This window comes from Parahaliea maris, assembly GCF_008064665.1.
Lineage (GTDB): Bacteria > Pseudomonadota > Gammaproteobacteria > Pseudomonadales > Halieaceae > Parahaliea > Parahaliea maris.
The window spans coordinates 1-18,398 of the sequence record NZ_VRZA01000007.1; the positions used below are offsets into that span (position 1 = coordinate 1).

General features: G+C 63.6%; 20 protein-coding genes. 2 read left to right on the forward strand and 18 right to left on the reverse strand.

Annotated features, from left to right (window positions below):
- Positions 1-190 precede the first annotated feature (190 nt).
- The 8 genes from hemW to FV139_RS16925 are packed head-to-tail and all read right to left on the reverse strand — an operon-like array spanning position 191 to position 6,357.
- Complete coding sequence (gene hemW / locus FV139_RS16890) at positions 191-1,333, reverse strand: radical SAM family heme chaperone HemW (protein ID WP_148069657.1); 1,143 nt, start codon at positions 1,331-1,333, stop codon at positions 191-193.
- Positions 1,330-1,953 (reverse strand): RdgB/HAM1 family non-canonical purine NTP pyrophosphatase, encoded by a 624-nt coding sequence (gene rdgB / locus FV139_RS16895; protein ID WP_148069658.1) that lies wholly within the window; start codon positions 1,951-1,953, stop codon positions 1,330-1,332. The genes hemW and rdgB overlap by 4 nt, the downstream gene beginning before the upstream one ends.
- Before the next feature lies 1 nt (position 1,954).
- Positions 1,955-2,398, reverse strand: a complete 444-nt coding sequence (locus FV139_RS16900; protein WP_148069659.1) for a DUF4426 domain-containing protein — start codon at positions 2,396-2,398, stop codon at positions 1,955-1,957.
- Positions 2,398-2,988, reverse strand: coding sequence for a methionine biosynthesis protein MetW (gene metW, locus FV139_RS16905; RefSeq protein ID WP_148069660.1), 591 nt, complete (start codon positions 2,986-2,988; stop codon positions 2,398-2,400). The genes FV139_RS16900 and metW overlap by 1 nt, the downstream gene beginning before the upstream one ends.
- The gene (gene metX / locus FV139_RS16910; protein ID WP_148069661.1) at positions 2,988-4,169 is read right to left on the reverse strand and encodes a homoserine O-succinyltransferase MetX; all 1,182 of its coding nucleotides are present in this window, start codon (positions 4,167-4,169) and stop codon (positions 2,988-2,990) included. The genes metW and metX overlap by 1 nt, the downstream gene beginning before the upstream one ends.
- Positions 4,170-4,757 (reverse strand): YggT family protein, encoded by a 588-nt coding sequence (locus FV139_RS16915; protein ID WP_148069662.1) that lies wholly within the window; start codon positions 4,755-4,757, stop codon positions 4,170-4,172.
- A gap of 36 nt (positions 4,758-4,793) precedes the next feature.
- Positions 4,794-5,615 (reverse strand): pyrroline-5-carboxylate reductase, encoded by an 822-nt coding sequence (gene proC / locus FV139_RS16920; RefSeq protein WP_148069663.1) that lies wholly within the window; start codon positions 5,613-5,615, stop codon positions 4,794-4,796.
- Between the two features lie 58 nt (positions 5,616-5,673).
- A complete protein-coding gene (locus FV139_RS16925; RefSeq protein WP_148069664.1) occupies positions 5,674-6,357 on the reverse strand; it encodes a YggS family pyridoxal phosphate-dependent enzyme in 684 nt (227 codons plus the stop codon).
- A 174-nt stretch (positions 6,358-6,531) separates the two neighbouring features.
- Between FV139_RS16925 and FV139_RS16930 the strand changes: the two genes are divergently transcribed.
- Together FV139_RS16930 and FV139_RS16935 are read left to right on the forward strand one after the other, a co-directional pair.
- On the forward strand, positions 6,532-7,566 hold the full coding sequence (locus tag FV139_RS16930) for a type IV pilus twitching motility protein PilT (RefSeq protein ID WP_148069665.1): 1,035 nt from the start codon (positions 6,532-6,534) through the stop codon (positions 7,564-7,566).
- A gap of 45 nt (positions 7,567-7,611) precedes the next feature.
- On the forward strand, positions 7,612-8,766 hold the full coding sequence (locus FV139_RS16935) for a PilT/PilU family type 4a pilus ATPase (RefSeq protein ID WP_148069666.1): 1,155 nt from the start codon (positions 7,612-7,614) through the stop codon (positions 8,764-8,766).
- Between the two features lie 19 nt (positions 8,767-8,785).
- Here the strand turns inward: FV139_RS16935 and ruvX are convergent, their stop codons facing one another.
- From ruvX to FV139_RS16985, 10 genes are all read right to left on the reverse strand, one after another.
- Positions 8,786-9,196 (reverse strand): Holliday junction resolvase RuvX, encoded by a 411-nt coding sequence (ruvX, locus tag FV139_RS16940; protein WP_213004159.1) that lies wholly within the window; start codon positions 9,194-9,196, stop codon positions 8,786-8,788.
- Positions 9,197-9,246: 50 nt separating this feature from the next.
- On the reverse strand, positions 9,247-9,843 hold the full coding sequence (locus FV139_RS16945; protein ID WP_148069668.1) for a YqgE/AlgH family protein: 597 nt from the start codon (positions 9,841-9,843) through the stop codon (positions 9,247-9,249).
- 36 nt (positions 9,844-9,879) lie between these two features.
- Positions 9,880-10,749: an energy transducer TonB gene (locus tag FV139_RS16950; RefSeq protein ID WP_148069669.1), complete on the reverse strand. Its 870-nt coding sequence runs from the start codon at positions 10,747-10,749 to the stop codon at positions 9,880-9,882.
- A 9-nt stretch (positions 10,750-10,758) separates the two neighbouring features.
- Positions 10,759-11,712, reverse strand: a complete 954-nt coding sequence (gene gshB, locus FV139_RS16955) for a glutathione synthase (protein WP_148069670.1) — start codon at positions 11,710-11,712, stop codon at positions 10,759-10,761.
- 121 nt (positions 11,713-11,833) lie between these two features.
- A complete protein-coding gene (locus tag FV139_RS16960; protein WP_148069671.1) occupies positions 11,834-12,295 on the reverse strand; it encodes a PaaI family thioesterase in 462 nt (153 codons plus the stop codon).
- Positions 12,296-12,304: 9 nt separating this feature from the next.
- Entirely contained in the window at positions 12,305-13,039 is a 735-nt protein-coding gene (locus FV139_RS16965; protein ID WP_148069672.1) for a 16S rRNA (uracil(1498)-N(3))-methyltransferase, read from the reverse strand.
- A gap of 18 nt (positions 13,040-13,057) precedes the next feature.
- The gene (gene metF, locus FV139_RS16970; protein ID WP_148069673.1) at positions 13,058-13,897 is read right to left on the reverse strand and encodes a methylenetetrahydrofolate reductase [NAD(P)H]; all 840 of its coding nucleotides are present in this window, start codon (positions 13,895-13,897) and stop codon (positions 13,058-13,060) included.
- 426 nt (positions 13,898-14,323) lie between these two features.
- A complete protein-coding gene (gene ahcY / locus FV139_RS16975; protein WP_148069674.1) occupies positions 14,324-15,715 on the reverse strand; it encodes an adenosylhomocysteinase in 1,392 nt (463 codons plus the stop codon).
- Between the two features lie 458 nt (positions 15,716-16,173).
- A complete protein-coding gene (gene metK, locus FV139_RS16980) occupies positions 16,174-17,328 on the reverse strand; it encodes a methionine adenosyltransferase (RefSeq protein WP_148069675.1) in 1,155 nt (384 codons plus the stop codon).
- A 21-nt stretch (positions 17,329-17,349) separates the two neighbouring features.
- Positions 17,350-18,339, reverse strand: coding sequence for an ArsR/SmtB family transcription factor (locus FV139_RS16985; RefSeq protein WP_148069676.1), 990 nt, complete (start codon positions 18,337-18,339; stop codon positions 17,350-17,352).
- Positions 18,340-18,398: the final 59 nt, after the last annotated feature.

Sequence of the window (18,398 nt, forward strand, 5' to 3'; positions counted from 1 at the left end):
CAAACAGGCCGGATATATGGCAGCAACCTGTCCCTGACACCGAGTTCCAGCCTTGCATCGGGGGAGGAGACCATATACGGGTTCACGGCGTGTCCCGGAAGGGCCCCGGGTGCCGCACGCACGGTTGTAATGCGCGAGCGTTTCAATGACTGGGCAGACGCACACGACTGTCTGGCCAATCTGCGTACATCTAGAAAAACTCCCCCACCACACTATCCAGAAACCGCCAGCCAACCACAGTGCAGCGCACCCGTCTGTCTGACGTGAGCTCTACCAGCCCCCGCTCACAAAGACTGTCCAGCGTCGGCTGTATCACCGCGGTATCCAACCCCGTATAGCGGGGAAAATTGGCCAACGGCGCACCGCCTGCCAGGCGCAGGGTGTTGAGCATGTACTCGCCCGGCAGCTCGCTTTCATCCAGCCAGCGCTGGCCGACTTCAAACCCGCCCGCTGCCGCTGCCAGGTAGTCGTCCGGCTGCCGCCGCTTGGCGTAGCGCTCGATGCGCCCGTTGGCATGCGTCGCCTTGCCGTGGGCGCCGGCGCCGATGGCCAGGTAGTCGCCGAAAGACCAGTAGTTGAGGTTGTGGCGGCACTCGCGACCCGGCTGCGACCAGGCGGAGACTTCGTAGCTGTCCAGGCCGCCTTCACGCAACAGGGATTCCCCCGCCTCCTGGATGTCCGCCAGGGTGTCCTCCACGGGCAGGAGCGGTGGGCGCTTGTGAAACACGGTGTTCGGCTCGATGGTGAGCTGGTACCAGGACAGGTGAGGGGGCTCGTAACCCAGCGCCTGGCGCAGGTCTTTCGCGGCCTGTTCGCGGGTCCCTCCGGGCAGGCCGTGCATCAGGTCGATATTGAAGTTGTCGAATCCCGCGGCCCTGGCCATGCCGATGGCGGCGTAGGCCTGTTCGGCGCTGTGCACGCGGCCCAGCGCACTGAGTTGTTCATTTTCGAAGGACTGGATACCCAGCGACAGGCGGTTGATACCCGCGGCACGAAAACCCGCAAACTTCTCGGCTTCGGCGCTGCCGGGGTTGGCTTCCATGGTCGCTTCCAGGTCTGCCTCGAGTGGCAGCCGCTCGGCGATGCCAGACATCAGCCGGGCAATGGCCCCGGCGCTGAACAGGCTGGGGGTGCCCCCGCCGATAAACAGGGTGGAGACGCTGCGGCCCTGCAGCCGGGGCAGCTCGCCTTCAAGGTCTCGCAGCAGGGCATCGATGTAGGCCTGCTCGGGCAGGTCGTGACGCTCGTGGGAGTTGAAGTCGCAATAGGGGCATTTGCGCTCGCACCAGGGCAGGTGGATATAAAGGCCGAGTGGTGGCAGTTGGGTGCTCATCCCGGGCGGCGTGCGAGCGCCTCTGCCAGTTGCGCGCAGGCCCGGGCGCGGTGGCTGACCTGGTTCTTCACCTCGCGTGGCAGTTCCGCAGCGCTGCGGTCGTGGTCGGGCACATAGAACACCGGGTCGTAACCAAAGCCCTGTTCGCCCGCGGGTGCATCGAGGATAAAACCTTCCCAGCTGCCCTGGCAGATCAGTGGGGTCGGGTCATCGGCGTGGCGCAGGAACACCAGTACGCACTGAAAGCGGGCGCGGCGCTGCTCCCGTGGCAGGCCTGCGAGGGCCGCCAGCAGTTTGCGGTTGTTGCCCGCGTCGCCTTCCCCCGAGTAGCGGGCGGAATGAATGCCGGGCGCGCCCTGCAGCGCGTCCACCTCCAGGCCTGAATCGTCGGCAATGGCGGGTAGGCCGGTGTGGCGGGCCGCGGCCCGGGCCTTGATCAGGGCGTTCTCGACGAAGGTGAGGCCGTCTTCCGGTACCTCGGGCACGTCGAATTCCGCCTGGGAGCGCAGGTCCATCCCCAGTGGCGCCAGGATGCCTCCGAGCTCCTTCAGCTTGCCGGCGTTGCCGCTGGCCAGCACGACGGTGTTGGAGGCGGAACTGCTGGAAAGTGGGTCGCTCATATCAGTGGACATACAGCTGGTGCTTGAATTTGAAAGTATAGGTTTTCTCTGCCCCTTCCGGGCGGAAGTGCACTTCGAAATGGCGCCACTCCCGGTTGATGAACTTGAAGGGCGCAATGTAGTAGATGGCCGGGCCTTCCTGGATTTTCTGGAAATCCAGGTCCTGGCCCTGGATCAGGTCCCAGCTGCGGCCTTTGAGCAGGGCGGCGCGGTTCACCGCTGTGCCGTCGGCGAGGTGCTCGCGCACCGCCAGGTTGACGATACCGCGCTTCTCGCCGCGCACGATCCCGTACTCGGCGGCCACCTCGGGCGACAGGAAGGTGGTGTTTACCACGCTGTAGTGCAGTTCATAGGGGCCGAAGCGTTCGGATTGCTGGGCCTGGGCGGTGGCGGCCAGGAGCCCGGCAACCAGGACAAGTAGCAATTGGACAGCGGGATTCTTCATCAGCGTGACAGGCGGTAGATGGCGGTCAGGGCAAACAGGTTGGGCCAGGCGCTGGCGAGCACCGGCTGGCGGTCGGTGTTGCCGACCATCTCCCGGTCGAGAATGCGGATGCCTTTCTCGGCGCATAAAGCCTCGAAGTCCCGCACCGTACAGAAGTGGATATTGGGCGTGTCGTACCAGGTGTAGGGCATGAATTTCGACACCGGCATGCGGCCGCGGCTGCCGAGATACAGCCGGCAGCGCCAGTGGCCGAAATTGGGGAAGGTCACGATGCTCTCGCGGCCGATGCGCAGCATCTCCTCCAGTACCCGGTCCGGGTAGTGCACCGCCTGCAGGGCGTGGGCCATGACCACGGTGTCGAAGCTCTGGTCGGGGAAGTTGGCCAGGCCCTCGTCCATGTTCTGCTCGACCACGTTAAGTCCGCGGCCCACCGCGGCAGTAATGTTGTCCGGGTCGATCTCCAGCCCCATACCGCGCACCTGGCGCTCCTGCTGCAGGCGGCGCAGGAATTCGCCGTTGCCGCAGCCGAGGTCCAGTACCCGGGAACCGGGGGCGATCCACGGCTGGATACGTGTCAGGTCGAGGCGCATCAGTCAGTCCCTACCCGCTGCATGTAGGCGGCAAACAGGTCGCGGTAGCGGGGAATCGGCATCAGGAAGGCGTCGTGGCCTTCCTTGGCGTCAATTTCGGCATAGGTCACCGGGCGGTCGGCTGCGATCAGGGCGTCCACAATCTCCCGCGAACGGGCCGGGGAGAAGCGCCAGTCGGTAGAGAAGGAAATCACCAGGAAACTGCAGCGGGCGTGGCGGAAGGCGGCTACCGGATCGTCCCCGTACTCCCGCGCCAGGTCGAAGTAGTCCAGCGCCCGGGTCATCAGAATGTAGGTATTGGCGTCGAAGCTGCCGGAAAACTGGCTGCCCTGGTAGTGCAGGTAACTCTGGACCTGGAACTCCACGCTCCCCTCGACACCCTGCTCCAGGGAGCCCGAGCGCAGGTCGCGGCCGAACTTGGTGGCCATCGCGTCGTCGGACAGGTAGGTGATGTGACCCACCATGCGGGCCAGGGCCAGGCCCCGGCCGGGAATGGTTTCTGCTTCAAGGTAGCGACCTTCAGCGAAGTCCGGATCACTCTGGATGGCGTGACGGGCGATCTCGTTGAAGGCGATGTTCTGGGCGCTGAGTTTCATTGCCGAGGCAATCACCACGCAGTGCTTTACCCGCTCCGGGTACTCCAGGGCCCAGCGCATGGCCTGCATGCCGCCGAGGCTGCCACCGATCACCGCCGCCCAGCAGGCGATGCCCAGCCGGTCTGCCAGGTGGCGCTGGCTGTGTACCCAGTCCCTGGCACGCAGGGGCGGGAAATCCGGACCCCAGGGTTTGCCGCTGGCCGGGTTGATGGAGGTGGGGCCGGTGGAGCCGTGACAGCCGCCGAGGTTGTTCAGGCTCACCACAAAAAAACGGTTGGTATCGATGGGCTTGCCGGGCCCGATGTACTCGTTCCACCAGCCGGGTTTGCGGTCGTCGGCGCTGTGGTAGCCCGCGGCGTGGTGATGGCCCGACAGGGCGTGGCAAACCAGTACGGCATTGCTGCGGCTGCTATTCAGTTCGCCGTAGGTTTCATAGACCAGCTCATAAGGCACCAGTTCGCGGCCGCAGGCCAGCAGCAGCGGCTCCTCGAAGCGGGCTGTCTGTGGCGTGACGATCCCGACGGAATCAGACCCCGGGGCATCGGGCCCTGCAGTGCCGGGAGCTTGGCTGTCCGGGTTGGGCATCTACAGGCCAATCACCAATGCCGGGTGCAGCCCGACACCGGCCGCCAGATGGCGCAGGACGATTTGCAGGACATTGATCGCGATAAATACCAGGATGGGTGAGAAGTCGATCCCGCCCATGGCCGGCAACAGTTTGCGGAAGGGCGCCATCACCGGCTCGGTGATCTGGTACAGCAGGTAGAGAGCGGGATTGTTACTGCCCGGTGCCACCCAGCTCAGGATGATGACTGCCAGCAGGGCGAAAAAGTACAGGTTCACCAGCAGGGCCGCCAGGCCGAGCACACCCCATACCAACAGTACGGCGATATTGGGTACCGCCAGCCCGTACAGCAGAATCATCACGATGATGCCCAGTATCTGCAGTACCAGGGCTAGGATAAGGGAGGAGAGGTCTAAACCGCCCAGACCCGGCACGATCCGGCGCAGGGGTACCACCAGCGGGTTGGTGATCTTCACCAGGAACTGGCTGATCGGGTTGTAGAAATCGGCGCGTACCAGTTGCAGCAGAAAACGCAGCAACATCGCCACCAGGTAGAGGCTGAGGGCGGTTTGCAGCAGGTACACGAAAATTTCGTTGATGGCACTCACAGGGGAGAGTCTCCTTTCAAATTGGGGGTGCGGGGCCTAGCCCAGTTCCCGGGCCATCTCCTGGGCCCGGTCATTGGCTGCGCGCATGGCGCGGGCGATGGTTTCCCGCAGCCCGCTGTGTTCAAAACTTTCCACCGCTGCCTGGGTAGTGCCGCCAGGGCTGGTGACGCGACGCCGCAGCTCGACCAGGTCCACATCGCCCTCGATGGCCATCCGGGCGGCGCCGAGGGCCGTTTGCTGGGCCATGGCGGTTGCCGTACTGCGCTCGAGGCCGAGTTCACAGCCGGCGTCGATCATCGCCTCCATGAACAGGAAGAAGTAGGCGGGACCACTGCCGGACAACGCGGTAATGGCGTCCAGGGCGGATTCGCCCGGTACCCACTCCACCAGCCCTATGGCCCCGAGGATGGCCTCGGCGTAGCCGCGCTGTGCCTGGCCGACCTGTTCGGTGGCATAGAGGCCGCTGGCCCCACAGCCCAGCAGGGCGGGAGTGTTGGGCATGCAGCGGACGATGGCGGCCTGCTCACCGAGGCGAGCACGCATGCTGTCGATGGTAATGCCGGCGGCAATCGAGATAACCAGGGCGCGGTTTTCGGCCACGTGGCTGGCAATGGAGCCCAGTGCTTCGGCCATCACCTGGGGCTTGACGGCGAGGATCACCACATCGGCTCCGCTCGCTGCCTCGGCATTGTCGGCAAAGGTCGGTATCGGCCCCAGCGCCTGCAGCTGTTCCAGGCTGGCCGGGAACGGGTCGGCGGCGCGCAGGGACTGCGCCGGGTGCCCGCTTTCCAGCAGCCCACCGATGATGCTGCGGGCCATGTTGCCGGCGCCAATAAAGGCGATGGTTGGAGTGCTCACAATCTGCTCCAGCACGGTAAAAATGAAGCGGCAGTATACACGCCGGCCCCGGGCCAGATCACCCGCGGGGGCCGAAGATATCCGTCCCAACCCGCACCAGGGTCGAACCCTCGGCAATAGCGGCTTCGAGGTCTCCGGACATACCCATCGACAGGGTGTCCAGGTGGGGCATATCGAGCGCTTCGAGTGCCTTGCGCAGCGCGGCGAAGGCACGGTGCTGTTGCTCTGTATCAGCGGTGGCAGCGGGAATGGCCATCAGTCCACGCAGCGTCAGCCCGGGCAGCGCGCTCACTGCCTGGGCCAGTGCCGGCAATTCCGCCAGCGTGACACCGGACTTGCTCTCCTCCTCGGAGATATTGACCTGCAGGCAGATCTGCAACGGTGGTTTTTCCGGGGGGCGCTGTTCGCTCAGGCGGCGGGCAATCTTGAGCCTGTCCACGCTGTGAACCCAGTCGAAATGTTCGGCGATGGGGCGGGTTTTGTTGGACTGGATCGGGCCGATGAAATGCCAGCACAGTTCGAGATCCTGCAGCTCGGCCATTTTGTCGAGGGCTTCCTGCAGGTAATTCTCCCCGAAGTCGGTCAACCCCAGCGCCGCTGCCTCGCGGATGTCGCCGGCGGGTCGGGTCTTGCTGACTGCGAGAATGTTCACATCCTGCGGATTACGTTGGCTTTTCTCCACTGCGCTGCTTACTCTGGCAAGCAGGTTTGTTATATTGTCGGGAAGTTGTCGCTCACTCATCAGGGCTTTCCTGGGTATTGGCCTGGGTATTGCTAAGGGTGCAGGGGCGCCGGGCCAGGAAGCCCGGTGCGGCAACGCAAGAATAACATGCGCGGGTTGTTGTAGCGGCTCGCGCACGCCAACCGGACTGGCCCGGTTTCCGCCGCCGATCCGGTCCGCCAGGGGAGGGGAACGGTGGATATTACAGAATTGCTCGCGTTCAGCGCCAAACAGGGCGCATCGGATTTGCACCTTTCTGCGGGCCTCCCGCCCATGATTCGTGTCGATGGCGACGTACGTCGCATCAACCTGCCGCCGATGGAGCACAAGCAGGTGCACGATCTCATCTACGACATCATGAACGACAAACAGCGCAAGGACTACGAGGAGTTCCTGGAAACCGACTTCTCCTTCGAAGTGCCTGGCGTGGCCCGTTTCCGGGTCAATGCGTTCAACCAGAACCGCGGTTCCGGCGCAGTGTTCCGGACCATTCCCTCCAAGGTCCTGACCATGGAAGACCTCGGCATGGGGCAGGTGTTCCGCGACATTTCCATGATGCCGCGGGGTCTGGTGCTGGTGACCGGGCCCACCGGTTCCGGCAAGTCCACTACGCTGGCGGCGATGATGGACTACATCAACGACAACAAGTACGAGCACGTTCTCACCATCGAGGACCCGATAGAATTCGTCCACGAGAGCAAAAAGTGCCTGGTTAACCAGCGTGAGGTGCACCGGGACACCCTCGGCTTCGCCGAGGCTTTGCGCTCGGCCCTGCGTGAGGACCCGGACATCATCCTGGTGGGGGAGATGCGCGACCTGGAAACCATCCGCCTGGCGCTGACCGCCGCGGAAACCGGCCACCTGGTGTTCGGTACCCTGCACACCACCTCGGCCGCCAAGACCATCGACCGGGTGGTGGATGTGTTCCCGGCGGCGGAAAAGTCCATGGTGCGCTCGATGCTTTCGGAATCGTTACAGGCGGTGATATCACAGACCCTGATGAAGCGCGCTACCGGGGGGCGGGTAGCGGCCCACGAGATCATGCGCGGCACCTCGGCCATCCGTAACCTGATCCGCGAGGACAAGGTGGCGCAGATGTACTCGGCCATCCAGACCGGCCAGGCCCTCGGCATGCAGACCATGGACCAGTGCCTGCACGAGCTGGTCGACAAGCGAATCATCACCCGGGACATTGCCCGCGAGAAGGCGCGCATGCCGGAAAACTTCTAACAGCAGTCCGGGGCGAGTGCCCGCCGGCGCGGAGGGAAGAAGGTCATGAAAATCTCAGACATGCTGGAACGCATCGTCAAGGAAGGCGCTTCGGACGGGTTTATTTCTGCCTATGCCGCGCCGAGCATCAAGGTCGACGGCCAGATCTATCCGATGATGGACCGGGTGCTCAGCGAGGAGGAAGCGGAAGCCCTCGTGCTGTCGACCATGCGTCCCCAGTTGCAGGAAGAGTTCCGCAAGCACCACGAGGCCAACTTCGCCCTGGCCGATGAGGAACTCGGCCGCTTCCGGGTGAGCGCCTTTGTCCAGCGCGGTCGCTGCGGCCTGGTGATGCGCCGTATCGAGACCCGGATTCCGGCGATTGAGGACCTGGGCCTGCCGCCCATCATTCGCGAGCTGGCCATGACCAAGCGCGGCCTGGTGATTTTTGTGGGCGCCACCGGTACTGGTAAATCCACTTCGCTGGCGGCGATGGTGGGTTATCGCAACCAGAACAGCCGCGGCCACATCATCAGCATCGAGGACCCGATCGAATTTATCCATGAACATGCCGGCTGCATCGTCACCCAGCGCGAAGTGGGCATGGATACCGAGTCCTTCGATGTGGCACTGAAGAACACCCTGCGCCAGGCGCCCGACGTGATCCTGATCGGGGAGGTGCGCTCCGCCGAAACCATGCAGCAGGCCCTGGCCTTTGCCGAAACCGGCCACCTCTGCCTGTGCACCCTGCACGCCAACAACGCCAACCAGGCGCTCGACCGCATCCAGAGTTTCTTCCCGGCGGAGCTGCACTCGCAGGTGTGGATGGACCTGTCGCTCAACCTCAAGTCCATGGTGGCCCAGCAGCTGATTCCCTCCAAGAGCGGCAAGGGCCGCACCCCGGTGGTGGAAGTACTGCTGAATTCCCCATTGATCCAGGACTATATCCGCAAGGGGCAGGTCCACCTGATCAAGGAGGTGATGGCCAAGTCCACCGAACTCGGAATGCAGACCCTGGACCAGGCCCTGTTCAACGCCTACAAGGAGGGCCGCATCTCCCAGGACGACGCCGTTCGCTACGCCGACTCCGGCAACGATGTGCGCCTGATGATCAAGATGCACGAGAAGGGCAAGTTGACCCTGGACGAGGGCCAGGGCCTGAGTTACGACGAGGCCGACAGCCGCGGCCAGTTCCTCGGGCGCGACTGGTCCAAGAACTGATTCAGGCCCAGGAACTGAGTCAGTAGGAGCGTTCCCGCTCCGCCAGCCAGGTATTGAGAATCAGCGCCGCGGCCTCGCTGTCGACCGGACGGGCCTTGTAGTCACCCCGGTGTCCCTGCTCCCGCTGTTGCGACTTGGCTTCAAAGCTGGACAGGCGCTCATCGGCCATCTCCACCGGCAAGCCCAGGCGCCCGTGCAGGCGGCGGGCAAACTTCTTCGCCCGCCGGCTCAATTCGCTCTCGCTGCCATCCATGTTGAGGGGTAACCCAACCACCAGCACATCCGGTTGCCACTCCTTTACCAGTTTTTCCACCGCTACCCAGTCCGGTATGCCATCCCGTGCGTTGAGCACCGTGAGTGGCTGGCAGGTGGCCAGCACACAATTACCGGTGGCGACGCCAATCTGGCGCAAGCCGAAGTCGAAAGCCATCACGGACTGGGGTGAGCGTTGAGACAAGGCGATCCCGTTACTGGTCGGGTTCAGGCGTGACCGGCCTGATTGGAGATCAGGTTCATATCGATGCCGAGCTGTGCCGCGGCGGCGCTGAGGCGCTGGTGATGCGGTGTACCGAAGATAATCTCGCTGCTGGCGGGCAGGGTCAGCCAGGCGTTATCCGCCAGTTCCTGCTCCAGTTGCCCGGCTGACCAGCCGGCGTAGCCGAGTGCGATCAGATACTCCCGGGGGCCACCGCCGGCGGCAATGGCGCGCAGGATATCCCGGGAAGTGGTGAGGGAGATACGCTCGGTGATCTTCAGGCTGGCTTCCCAGCGGCTGGCCGGGTCCCGGTGCAGGACGAAGCCGTGATCTATCTGGACCGGGCCGCCTGCCATGACCGGCAGGTGGCTGAAATCATCTTCGGCTTCGATGTCGATATCCAGGTGTTCAAAAATTTCTGCCAGACTGAGATCCAGGGGCTGGTTGATGACAATGCCCATGGCGCCGCTTTCACCGTGCTCGCAAACGTAGGTAATGCTGTGGGAAAAAATACCCTCCGAGAGCGAGGGCATGGCCAACAGGAAGTGGTCGCGGAGACTATCGCCGCTACGGGAAGTGTTGGCGCTTACGTGAGCGGGCATGTGTCCGGCGTGTCTTCCTTGCAAGAGAGGGGGCCTTTAGCCTGAGCTTAGCCGGTTTTCCTGGAATTGCCACGTGCGGATAATTTCCAGCTTGTCCGTTGTTGCGCGCAACTCCGGGGGGAAGGGCGCGTAGGGCGAGGCCATGCGCACGATCTTGATCGCTGCCTCATCGAGCAGTGCGTAGCCGGAGGAGGAGAGTACCCGGATATCCTCCAGGTGGCCGCTGTGGTCGATCACCACCAGCAGCCGCAGGCTGCCGTAGATGCCGTAGCGTATCGAAGCCTCGGGGTAATACTGGTTGCCCACCGCTTCCACCCGCTGGCGCCAGTCGTGCAGGTAGGCGGCGTCGATGGATTCCCGGGTCGACAGGGAGGTGAGGCGCCGGACTCGCGGCATATTCGAGTAGTTGGCGGCCTGCTTGTCCCGGGTCGCTTCGAGATTGGCCAGTTCCCGGGTCAGTTCGTCCACTTCCGGGCTGATGCCGAGCATGGCGCTATCCATCTGTTCCTCCGCCGCCTGGGCCTCCGCCAGCCGGCGCTCCGCCTCGGCGATTGTAGCCAGTTGGCGTTCGTGCTGGTTGCGTTGTTCGCGCAGCTCACGGGGACTCAGGGCCTGCTGGGCGGGTTCGGGATTGAACAGCGTAGGGCTGGCCTGGGAGCTGATCTCGGCGCGTTCGCTCGTCTCGCCGCTGCCCAGTTGATTAACCTGGGCGACGTGGGTGGCGTCGTCTGGGGCCTGCTCGGCAGGGCGACGGGCCAGGGTGACGTCGATCTGGGGGCGGTAGTGCTCGTCGTCAGTGACGGCGTCGAAGGACACCCCCAGCAGCAGGGCCACATGCAATGCCAGCGCGACCCCCAGCGCCAGCTTCATCGGCTGGTCGATACCGTTGCTCGCGATCGCCTGCATGCCCGGCGTCTATCCCCTGTTCAGTTGTCCCTCTATACAATCCATCAGGTCGCTGCCAATGTCCAGATCGCACTGGTCATTCAGCTCACGCAGGCAGGTGGGGCTGGTGACATTGATTTCGGTGAGGTAGTCGCCGATGACATCCAGGCCGACGAACAGCAGGCCGCGTTCGCGCAGGCTGGGACCGACCTGCTCCGCAATCCAGCGGTCGCGATCTGAAAGGGGCTGGGCGCGCCCGGTGCCCCCGGCCGCGAGGTTGCCGCGGGTTTCGCCCTGGGAGGGAACCCGGGCCAGGCAGTAGTCGACGGGCTCGCCGTTGATCATCAGGATGCGCTTGTCGCCGTCGACGATCTCCGGAATGTAGCGCTGGGCCATGATGGTGCGCTTGCCGAATTCGGTCAGGGTTTCGAGGATCACGTTCAGGTTGGGATCGTCCTGCTTCACCCGGAAGATGGAGCTGCCCCCCATCCCGTCGAGGGGTTTGAAGATCACGTCCCCATGCCTGGCGTGAAAAGCCTTGAGGCGGGCGGCGTCCCCGCTCACCAGGACCGGCGGGCAGCACTGGGGGAAACGGGTGGCGAAGACCTTCTCATTACAGTCGCGCAGGCTGGCACAGCGGTTGACCACCAGGGTGCCCTGGCTCTCCGCCGCCTCGAGAACGTAGGTGTCGTAAATGAATTCATTATCAAAGGGCGGATCCTTGCGCATCAGGATCACATCCAGGTCCGCCAGGGGCCGGTCTTCGCTGTCTTCCAGCTGGTACCAGCCCTCGGGGTCGTGAAACACCGTGAGCGGCGCCATGCTGGCGCGGGGTTCACCCTGTTCCATGTACAGGTGCCGGGGCTCCATGTAGTACAGGTGCCAGTCGCGAGCCTGGGCTGCCCACAGCAGGCCCAGGGTAGTGTCTTTCTTGTACTGGATCCGGTCGATGGGATCCATGACAACGCCGAGTTTGATGGTCATGGCAATGGTCCGTGGCTGTGGTACGTGACTGTCGTAAGTGAGTGTGTGGGGCGAAGACTGAGCGCTAAACTACGCAAACACCGCGGGGGCTGCAAGCGCATTGGAATGACGTCCTGAAGCCTCAGGCGTCACCCCAACTTGGAGGGACTCTCACGGCGACAAGTTCCGCCTCGGCGCAGATTTGTTCCCCCACCTTCAACTGGCAGGAGACCAGCGACTTGCGCTCCCCCGCTTCGGTGACGGTCGCTTCCAGCCGCAGCGGCCCCTGGATGGGCGCCGCGCTGACATAGCGGATGTCCAGCCGCCCGGTCACGTAGAGAATGTTGTCACCACTGCCGATGGCGCGGCCTTCCCGCTGATAGGCTTCCGCGATCGCGGTACAGATACTGTGGCAGTCGATGACCGAGGCGATCAGGCCGCCGTAGACATAGTGGGGCGAACCGGCGCAGTGCCAGGGTTGTGGCTGGAAGTCACAGGTGGCGAGCTCGCCGTCCCAATCGCTCTGGATGTGATGGCCGTGGGGGTTGTCCGGACTGCAACCAAAGCAGTGATTGCCGTGCATCTGGTGCTGAATGATATTCATGGGATTCCTCTACCGTTGGGCTGCCATGTCGCCCCACTGGGCCTGGAGGATAGCCAGTGCCGCCAGTGGTGCCGTTTCCGTGCGCAGGACACGCGGCCCGAGGGTCAGTGGCTCAAAACCTGCCGCTGCGCATGTCTCGATTTCCTGGTCGCTGAGGCCGCCCTCCGGGCCCACCGCCAGCGCCACACTGGCGGGTGCCTCGCGTCCGGTTGCCGGTGTGGCGCGGTGGTGCAGTACAAAGCGCCGTTCAGCGGAGCAGTCGCCCAGCCACTGTTCCAGTGCGATTGGGGCACCGAGCCGGGGCAGGCGATTGCGCCCGCACTGTTCACAGGCGCTCACAATCACCTGGCGCCAGTGCAGCAGTTTCTTTTCCAGCCGCTCGCCCTTCAGTTTCACCTCGCAGCGCTCGGTGAACAGGGGTACCACGGCACTGACGCCCAGCTCCGTCGCCTTCTGCAGGACCCAGTCCATGCGATCGCCCCGGGAGATGCCGATACCCAGTTCTACCGCCAGTGGCGACTCAAGATCGTTCTCGCGCGGTGCGTCCAGCTGTAACTCCACCGCCCGCTTGTCGGCATGGGTGATGGTGGCCGGGTACTCCAGGCCGTCGCCGTTGAACAGTACCAGCGCATCGCCTTCGCCCATGCGTAGTACCCGCGCTACGTGATTGGCCGGGCCGCTCTCCAGCGCCAGTGCCAGACCTTCACCCAGCGCCTGTTCAGTATGTATCCGCGGGATGCGCATGGCGGCCCCTGCCCGTGTTTACAGTCCCAGATTAGCGTGGATTGTACGCGTTGGCTCGACCTGGTTCATGGTGTAGAAGTGAATGCCGGGCGCCCCCGACTCCAGCAGGGTCTGGCACAACTGGGTCACCACTTCGATGCCGAACTTGCGCACGCTGTCGGTATCCTTGCCGTAGCCCTCGACCCGCTGGCAGATCCAGCGCGGAATCTCAGCGCCGCAGTTGCGGGAGAAGCGCGCCAGGTTGGCGAAGTTGGTGATCGGCATGATCCCGGCGTAGATCGGCTTGTCGATCCCGGCGGCCGCACACTGGTCGAGGAAGTAGAAGTAGGACTCGACGTTGTAGAAGTACTGGGTAATCGCGCTGTTGGCACCGGCGTCCAGTTTCTGCTTCAGGAAGTGGATGTCGCTGTCGTAACTTTCGGACTCGGGATGGATTTCCGGGTACGCCGCCACCTCGATCTGGAAGTGATCGCCGGTGCGCTTGCGCACGAATTCCACGAGTTCGTTGGCGTACACGAGCTGGGTGCTGGCTCCCATACCGGAGGGCATGTCGCCGCGCAGGGCCACCAGGCGGTTGATGCCGCGCTCGACATAGGTATCGAGCAACTCGCCGACGGCGTTCTCGTCGTCGCCGCCAAAGGACAGGTGGGGCGCGACGTCGATGCCGGCCGCGCGGATGCTGCTGACCACGCCGCGAGTACTGTCGCGGGTGGTACCGCCGGCACCGTAGGTGACGGAGAAGAACTCGGGGTTGAGGGCCTGCAGGGCAGGGGTGGTCTCTTCGAGCAGCTTGCTTTTACCCTCGGCTGTTTTCGGGGGGAAGTACTCGAAACTGATTCTGGGTTTTTGTTTGGCCATGATTTTGACTCTAATGTTTTTTCTGCTGGCTGTATCGTGCTTCGTCAGGTAGTTCGGAGTCCGGCGGCCGCGAGGCCCTACACGGACACGCTGTGAATACGTCCATGTACGCTTCTATTCGGCATCCATGCCTCATAGAGTCCGCTCCGGGCCTCCCGACCCCCGGACTCCTTCGAGCTAGCTTCAGAGTCTGCCCCTTTTCTGACCCCCGAATCGTAGACGTTCGAAGATGCGGGAGACTCCCCGGAACTGCCGAAGCAGGAGTGTGATCGCGGGGAAGCCCGAAGGGACTGTGTGAGGCATGGATGCCGAGCACAAGCCCCCATGGACGGGTTCACGGCGTGTCCCGGAGGGCTTCACCGCGGGCGCGCTCCGGCACTACAGAGTGCCAAATACCCCGGCACTCTGAGCACACAAAAGGCGCGATCAGTACTTATAGCTATCCGGCTTGAACGGACCATCCACCTTCACGTTGATGTACTCCGCCTGCTCCTTGGTCAGGCGCGTAACCACGCCGCCAAACCCGCGCACCATGTGCGCCGCTACTTCCTCGTCCAGCTTCTTCGGAAGCACTTCCACCTTCAGCGCCGCTTCCTTCATCTCCGGCTCCAGGTTGGCGAACTTGCGCTCGTACAGATAAATCTGCGCCAGCACCTGATTGGAGAACGAACCGTCCATGATGCGGCTGGGGTGGCCTGTGGCGTTGCCCAGGTTCACCAGGCGGCCTTCGGAGAGCAGGATCAGGTGGTCGTTTTCCGCCTGGTTGCGGTACACCTTGTGCACCTGCGGCTTCACCTCTTCCCACTCCCAGTTGCGGCGCATGAAGGCCGTGTCGATCTCGTTGTCGAAGTGGCCGATGTTGCACACTACTGCGCCGCTCTTCAGGGCGGCCAGCATGTGCTCGTCACAGACATTGTAGTTACCGGTGGTGGTCACCAGCAGGTCGATGGTCTGCAGCAGGTTGCGGTCGACGCTGGCGGCGGTGCCGTCGTTGACGCCGTTAATGTAGGGAGACACCACCTCGTAGCCATCCATGCAGGCCTGCATCGCGCAAATCGGGTCGATCTCGGTGACGCGGACGATCATGCCTTCCTGGCGCAGGGACTGGGCGGAGCCCTTGCCCACGTCGCCGTAGCCGATCACCAGCGCTTTCTTGCCCGCCATCAGGTGGTCGGTGCCGCGCTTGATGGCGTCGTTCAGGCTGTGGCGGCAGCCGTACTTGTTGTCGTTCTTGGATTTGGTCACGGAGTCGTTCACGTTCACCGCGGGCACTTTCAGGGTGCCTTTCTCCAGCATTTCCTGCAGGCGGTGCACGCCGGTGGTGGTTTCTTCGGTGATGCCGTGGATGTTTTCCAGCATGGCGGGATACTTGTCGTGCAGCATGCCGGTGAGGTCACCGCCGTCGTCGAGAACCATGTTGGCGTCCCAGGGCTGGCCGTCCTTGAGGATGGTCTGCTCGATGCACCACTCGTACTCTTCTTCGGTTTCGCCTTTCCAGGCGAACACGGGAATGCCGGCGGCGGCGATCGCTGCGGCGGCATGGTCCTGGGTGGAGAAGATGTTGCACGAGGACCAGCGCACTTCGGCGCCCAGTTCGATGAGGGTTTCGATGAGCACGCCGGTCTGGATGGTCATGTGGATGCAGCCCAGGATTTTGGCGCCGGCCAGGGGCTTGCTGGCGCTGTATTTTTCGCGCATGGCCATCAGCGCGGGCATTTCACCCTCGGCGATGTCCAGTTCGCGGCGGCCCCAGTCTGCGAGGGAGATGTCGGCGACTTTGTAGTCCTGCTTGCTGTCGAGTTGTTCAGCTGTGCTCATGGTTTGGTCCTCATCGGGCTTTCTCTTGCCCGTGTTGCAATGTGTGTTGGTTGTTCTGTACGTAATTCTTTGGGGCTTCGGTTCTGGTTCGGGCTTCGCTACCGGGAGGCCCTTCCCGGACACGCTGTGAATACGTCCATGTACGCTTCTATTCGGCGTCCTGCCTCATAGAGTCCGTCCAGGGCCTCCCGGTAGCGAAGCCCTGCTCTGTGGCTTCGGCTTTGAGCTCTGACGACCGCCGGTGGTCAGTGCTCCAGGCTTTTCGTTTCAGCGCCTGAACAGGGTCGCAGTCTTCGGGAGGGGTGGAGAGACCGTCAGCGGCATGGATGCCGCTGTCGAGCCCCCATGGACGGGTTCACGGCGAGTCTCGGAACCCCTCCCGGAGAGTGTGGCCCGGCACTACGGAGCCGCTTTTGGTTGTCGTGCGGACTCCGAATGGTCCACCGGCCTCCGTCGTATCAAAGTGCCGCCTTCAGCGCCTCAGCCTTGTCCGTCTTCTCCCAGGTAAACTCTGGCAGCTCCCGCCCGAAGTGCCCGTAAGCCGCCGTCGGCCGGTAGATCGGACGCTTCAGGTCCAGCATCTCGATCAGGCCTTTCGGGCGCAGGTCGAAGTGTTCGCGTACCAGGTCCGCGATCACATCGTCAGAGACCTTGCCCGTTCCGAACGTGTTGATGGAGATCGAAGTCGGCTCCGCTACGCCGATCGCGTAGGACACCTGGATCTCACAGCGGTCGGCGAGGCCGGCCGCCACAATATTCTTGGCCACATAGCGCCCCGCATAAGCCGCCGAGCGGTCCACCTTGGACGGGTCCTTGCCGGAGAACGCGCCGCCGCCGTGGCGGGCCATGCCGCCGTAGGTGTCGACGATGATCTTGCGGCCGGTGAGGCCACAGTCACCAACCGGGCCGCCAATCACGAAATTGCCGGTGGGGTTGATGTGGTAGCGGGTGTCGGCGTGCAGCCATTCCGCGGGCAGGGTTTCCTTGATGATCAGGTCCATCACCGCTTCATGAATGTCAGACTGGCTGATCTCTTCATCGTGCTGGGTGGACAGGACTACCGCGTCGATAGCCACCGGCTTGCCGTTGTCGTAGCGCAGGGTCACCTGGCTCTTGGCGTCGGGGCGCAGCCAGGGCAGGACCTTGTCCTTGCGCAACTGGGCCTGCTTTTCCACCAGGCGGTGGGAGTAGTAGATCGGTGCCGGCATCAGCACCTCGGTCTCGTTGGTGGCGTAGCCGAACATCAGGCCCTGGTCGCCGGCGCCCTGTTCCTTGGCCTCGCCCTCGTCCACGCCCTGGGCGATGTCGGGAGACTGTTTGCCAATGGCGTTCAGCACGGCGCAGGAGGCGCCGTCGAAGCCGACTTTGGAGGAGTTGTAGCCGATATCCAGCACCACTTCGCGGACCACGTCTTCCAGGTCGACGTAGGTGTCGGTGGTGACTTCGCCGGCCACCACGACCATGCCGGTTTTCACCAGGGTCTCCACGGCCACGCGGGCGTTGACGTCGTCTTTCAGGATCGCGTCCAGGATGGCGTCGGAAATCTGGTCAGCCATTTTGTCCGGGTGGCCTTCGGAAACGGATTCCGAAGTGAAGATTGCGTATTCGCTCATGATGTAGTCCTTGGAGTTAAATCAGTGGCGGCCAAACAGGCGCACCTGTATCTGGAATCCGTTGCGTTGCGCCAGGAACACGCTGGCGATGTCGTCGAGACCCGCGCTGCGGGCCCAGGCGGTAAGGTCGGCCGGTTCGAAGCCCAGCCACAGGTCACCGCAGTTTTCCCGCGCCCAGCCCTGGTCGTGCTGGCACAGGTCGGTGAGCAGCAGTACACCGCCGGGCGCCAGGTAGCGGGCCACGTCCTGCAGGATCTGGCGGGGCTCGGGGGTGTGGTGTAGCACCATGTTGATGACGATGCAGTCCGCCTGCAGTCCGTCCAGTTCACTACTGCCGGTGTCGCCGTGAATGAAGCGGATGTTGTCGAGGTCGGCTTTGGCGGCGGTGGTCTGCGCCCGCTCCAGCATGGCGGCGGCATTGTCCAGGGCGATGACGCGCTGGAAGCGCGGCGCCAGTTCGCGCAGGAAGGCGCCGTCCCCGGGGCCCACCTCGAGCGCGCTGTCAAAGCGCTGCAGGGGGGCGTCGCGCAGGACCTGGGCCACGGTGTCGGCGTACTGCTCGTAGCTGGCGATCAGGTCCTGTTGTTCCCGGAATTTGTGGGCGTTGTGGTGGAAGAAGGTGCGGGAGTTCTCTTCCCGCTGGCGCTGCAGGGCGCTGAGATTGTCGCGCAGGGCCTCGGGCAGCTCCACCTGGTCCACGGTGCGAAAGATCTGTTGCTGCAGCGCTTCCAGTTCGGGGCGCTGACCCAGTTCGCTGCGGCGGTAAAAAATGGAGTTGCCCTCCCGGCGGGTCGCCACCAGGCCGGCGCCAGCCAGCACCTTCAGGTGGTGGGACAGTGCGGGCTGGCGCATGTCGAACAGGTTGCACAGCTCGGAGACGCCGAAGGAGTCCCTGCTCAGCACCCGCAAAACCTGCAGGCGCAGGGGATCGGCGCTCGCCTTGCAAAGGGTGGCGAGGGCGTCGATCTGCTGCTCGGCGGCAGCCTGCTCGGGAGTATCCACAGCTAACATGGGCCGGGAGTCTAGCAGGGACCCGCACCTATATCAAAATATTTTGATATAGAATTGTG